The sequence below is a fragment of the Paenibacillus sp. Aloe-11 genome (genome assembly GCF_000245715.1).
GTDB classification, from domain to species: domain Bacteria; phylum Bacillota; class Bacilli; order Paenibacillales; family Paenibacillaceae; genus Paenibacillus; species Paenibacillus kribbensis.
Map to the genome: position 1 here is coordinate 33,279 of NZ_JH601080.1, position 4,680 is coordinate 37,958.

General features: G+C 49.5%; 3 protein-coding genes and 1 pseudogene. 3 read left to right on the plus strand and 1 reads right to left on the minus strand.

The window, feature by feature from the left end:
• Nucleotides 1-1,699 (minus strand): glycoside hydrolase family 3 protein (locus WG8_RS29170; protein ID WP_007432870.1); only part of this gene is annotated, 1,699 nt, incomplete at its 3' end.
• Nucleotides 1,700-1,934: 235 nt separating this feature from the next.
• Between WG8_RS29170 and WG8_RS23970 the strand changes: the two genes are divergently transcribed.
• The 3 genes and pseudogenes from WG8_RS23970 to WG8_RS29175 form a co-directional block, all read left to right on the plus strand.
• A complete protein-coding gene (locus WG8_RS23970; RefSeq protein ID WP_007432871.1) occupies nt 1,935-2,405 on the plus strand; it encodes an AbrB/MazE/SpoVT family DNA-binding domain-containing protein in 471 nt (156 codons plus the stop codon).
• 259 nt (nt 2,406-2,664) lie between these two features.
• Entirely contained in the window at nt 2,665-4,614 is a 1,950-nt protein-coding gene (locus WG8_RS23975; RefSeq protein WP_007432872.1) for an anaerobic ribonucleoside triphosphate reductase, read from the plus strand.
• A pseudogene (locus WG8_RS29175) lies at nt 4,611-4,680 on the plus strand (anaerobic ribonucleoside-triphosphate reductase activating protein); the annotation flags it as partial. The gene WG8_RS23975 and the pseudogene WG8_RS29175, both read left to right, overlap by 4 nt.

Consider the following 4,680-nt stretch of genomic DNA (forward strand, 5'->3'; position numbering starts at 1 on the left):
CCGCTAAACCATCCGACACCGTTTCTACCTGGAACGTCGCATGGCCCTGCCCTGAGGCCGTTGAGACTGTCGAAGCGTTACCTGCTACAGCGTTGGGAACGGAGCTTGTGGTCTCCACTACCTTTAATGAGCCCTCCGCCCCAGATACCACAGGCTTGCCGTTCCATGTCGTCCACACACACTTCCCTTTTTCAACAGGAGTCAGTCCGAACACTTCTTTAACATACCAGCCATAGGCCTCTTCAGCTGTCACACGAAGCGTTTCTTCATCGCTCGTCATATAAGCACCCAGATGCTCATCGGCTAACGTCACGCTTCCATAGCCCCAATCTGTCATGGTTAATACCGTCGGCTCGCCTTCATGGGACAACCGCATTTCACCGGAAGGATCGACTGTAAGCTTCGCCCCGTCGGCCGCCGCCGTTAGGACCACACGATCCTTGGCATCGCGGTACATGACGCGTTCCTTCGTGTCCTCGCTTTCCAGCTTGGCGCAAATCGCTTCCAGAGGTGTCACCCGATAAGGCAATGTACCGGAATACCAGTCGCGGTACACCTCATTTCCGAGCGTACCGATCACGGCTACCTTGCCACACTGCGCAGGGTCCAGCGGCAAAAGCCCGCGCTCATTTTTGAGCAGCACGACCTGCTCCCTTGCCGCGCGCAGCGACAATTCACGGGCTTGCTCCGTCATTAGATGCTCTTCCCCGATCAACGCATAGGGATTGTCTGCCGCCGGATCAAACTCTCCCAAACGGAACCGGACACGGAACGTATGGAATAGTGCCCGATCCAGATCTGCCTCCTCTAGCGTTCCTTGCGCCAACGCCTCACGGATTGCCTGCTTGGAAAGCTCCGCATCATCCGTTATGCTGTCAATTCCCACTCGAATGGATTCGGCCACACCCGGCGTATGAGAGTCATAATACTGGTGGTCGTTGGCAATCCCCATGACGTCACCCGCATCACTAACGACAAAGCCATCCATCCCCCATTCGCCCCTGACAATATCGTTAACCCCATGATATAACGTCGCAGGCGTTCCATTAATCAGGTTATAGGAGGTCATCATGGACTGGGCTCCACCTTCCGTAAAAGGCTTCTCGAAGGCCCGCAGATAATATTCTCTCAGGTTCCGCGGATCTATACTGGAAGAGCCGCTTCCCCGATCCACTTCATTATTGTTGCCCAGGAAATGCTTTAACGTCGCAACCGCCTTCAAATAGACCGGATGATCGCCCTGTATTCCCTTAACTAGCTCTTTCGATAGCTCCCCTGTCAAATACGGGTCCTCGCCATAGGCTTCCTCGTTCCGTCCCCATCTTGGGTCACGCTCCATATCCACCGTAGGTGCCCACAGGGTCAGGCCGTTTAATTTCGGATCACGGCGGTAATAGACACGCGCCTCATCTCCGATCACAGAGCCAATCTGCCGCATCAATTCCGTATCCCATGTACACGCCAATCCCACGGGCTGAGGAAATGAAGTCGCCTCACCCAGCCAGGCTATACCGTGTGCCGCTTCCGTACCGTGCTTGTACGCCGCGACTCCCAAACGATCAATGGCAGGCTGATATTGCAGCATGGATTCAATCTTTTCCTCCAAGGTTAGCCGGGACACTAAATCTCGTACACGCTCATCCAGATGAATCTTCGGATCTTGAAATAAATATTCGATATCCGTTGTTTCATGACTCATATCCGTCATCTCCTTATCCCATTCAAAATATGATGAAAAGGTCTACATGAAAGCGTTTTAATCTATCATAGCGAAAAAGGAGAAGCCCGGCAACAATTCCGAAATCCTCCTAATATTGGATGAAAGAGAAGCCATAGCAAAAAAACAAAAAAAGTTATTTTTCCCTGCAATATTCAAAGCAAAAAATGATATTTTTTGGTATAATCAGGATATATCACGAAAGGAGGAAGTAAGGATGAAAAATACCGGAATGACACGGCCTCTGGATCAATTGGGGCGAATTGTACTTCCTAAGGAAATGCGCACCACGATGGATATCAATATTGGTGATTCGCTTGAGTTTTTCGTAAATGAAGAAGGATTTGTGTTAAGAAAGTATACCGGAGTCTCCTGCAAATTTTGCGGCACAGTTGATCATTTAACTTATTTTCGAGACAGCTTTATTTGCGCAGACTGCATCCAGGTATTAAAGACAGAGGAAAATGTACATGCCACCAGCACCGATGCCATCCATGCTCAAGAACATGTCAAACCGATCCAAACCAATACAACCTGGCGACCTAAGCAATCTAGAGTGCAACAGGGTGAAATGGTAAAAAAGCTCCGCAAGCTGATTCAGGAACATCCAAACCTGCCACAAAAAGTTTATGCCGAAATGCTCGATATTTCCCAGGGCCGGGTGTCTCAGTTAAAAAAGTTGCTCTAGACCCACAATTCTATATTTTTTTTCATCACGTATTCCATAGTCAGGTATAGAGTAAAGAGCGTATCTACAGATGTGTTCTTTACTCTATACCTGACTTTTTTTGTGCTCCGCGCCTCCGCATGGATGTGACAATAGTCACATACTCTCGTAACATCCCTATATACAATATATAGATCGAAACAATTACTTAGAACACAATATCATCAATATGTTGTTTTTGTGGAAATAATATATATTTTACTATATGGAGGGTTTTACGATGAAAGTGCTGGAGGAACATCAATTATACGATATCGGCGAGCGGGTCATAGGGGCACAAGATCTGGACATGCTGCGCGAGAATGCAAACCTGAACGGAGAATCATTCAGCGGCAAAATGAGCAAGCTCGGCTCCGAGTATGCCAAATGGTATGCGCGCCTGCGTGTGCTTCCGCCTGAACTGACGAACGCCATTGACCACGGATATGTATATGTTCACGATTTGGACCAATATGCGCTCGGAACTACGAATTGTATCTTTATCCCTTTTGGTCGTTTGCTGCAAGACGGCTTTAATACAGGCAATGGCTCTGTGCGCACACCGCAAACGATCATGTCCGCTATGGCACTGGTCGCTATCATATTCCAGTCCCAGCAAAACAGCCAATTCGGGGGGGTCTCCGCCAATAAAATAGATTGGGACCTTGCTCCTTATGTTGCCCGGTCCTTCCGCAAGCACTTGCGTAAGGGACTCCGGCTGTTTGAGGAAGAGATTATGCCTGCGCTGTCTGAGGATGAACTACATATAGCCAATACCCAATTGCAGGCAATCTGCCCTCGTTCCTATGCATTTGCATGCGAAGAAACGGAGACAGAGACCCGGCAGGCCGCTGAATCGCTCATTCATAACCTGAACACCATGAGCAGTCGGGCGGGGGGACAAATTCCGTTCACTTCACTGAATTACGGGATGTGTACTTCTGCTGAGGGACGGCTTGTCTCGCAATCGCTGCTGGAAGCCACGATTCGCGGCCTGGGCAGCGGGGAAACTCCTATTTTTCCACAGCATATTTTCCAATGTAAAAAAGGAGTCAATCAAGCAGAGGGCGATATCAACTACGATCTGTTCTTAAAGGCTGTAGAATGCTCCAGCAAACGGATGTATCCCAATTTTGTGAATGTGGATGCTACCTTTAATCTGCCATATTACCGCGCAGATGACCCGGATACCATCATTGCAACGATGGGCTGCCGTACCCGCACCATTGCTGACCGTTTCGGCAGAAACCGTCAAAGCGGCAAGGGGAATCTCTCGTTTAATACCATTAATCTGGTGCGTCTCGGCATTGAATATGGCATTTGCACAGGCAAGCGCAAGCTGCCTGACCGGGATGGCTTTGATGCCAAACTGGAAGAGGTTATGCGCATTGCTGTGGATGGACTCCTGCACCGCTATCATATCCAAACCAGCCAGCCTGCCAAAGCGTCAGACTTTATGATGCGCGAAGGCGTATGGGAAGGTGGAGAAAAGCTGGAGCCGAATGAAAAGGTGGGAAGCATATTAAAACACGGTACGCTGTCGCTCGGGTTTATCGGGTTAGCCGAATGCATGAAGGCACTGTATGGCAAGCACCACGGAGAGGATGACGCTGTATACCGTGAGGCTCAGCGAGTCATCACTTCCATGCGCGTGTATTGTGACCGGATGAGTGAACATTACAACCTGAACATTACATTGTTCGCTACACCTGCCGAAGGCTTGTCCGGCAAGTTTACACTACTGGACCAACGTGATTTTGGAATTATTCCCGAGGTGAATGATCGAGAATACTACACGAATTCTTTCCATATTCCTGTGTATTACACGCTGCCGGCTGCCCGTAAAATCAGTTTGGAGGCTCCGTTCCATAATCTGTGCAACGCCGGCGCGATTTCGTACATCGAACTGGACGGCAATGCGCGGAATAACCCGGATGCGTTTCTTAAAATTGTGCAGTACGCACTTGGTCAGAACATCGGCTACTTCTCCATCAACCATCCGGTAGACCGCTGCACGGACTGCGGCTATGAGGGAATTATCGGGACAAGCTGTCCCCAATGTGGCACAGACGAGGAACACACGCACTTTCAACGCTTGCGTCGGGTAACCGGATATCTGACAGGTGATTATACCGTTCGCTTCAATGCTGCCAAGCAAGCCGAAGTTCGCGACCGGGTGAAGCATAAGTGAATTTGTGTGGCTATATTCCGGAATCTCTGAACGAAGGGTACGGCCTGCGCACCGTCGTGTTCATTA

Bases quoted from the DNA above. Each gene is read 5' to 3' on its own strand.
- WG8_RS23970 (WP_007432871.1), top strand. From the start codon at position 1,935: ATGAAAAATACCGGAATGACACGGCCTCTGGATCAATTGGGGCGAATT.
- WG8_RS23975 (WP_007432872.1), top strand. From the start codon at position 2,665: ATGAAAGTGCTGGAGGAACATCAATTATACGATATCGGCGAGCGGGTC.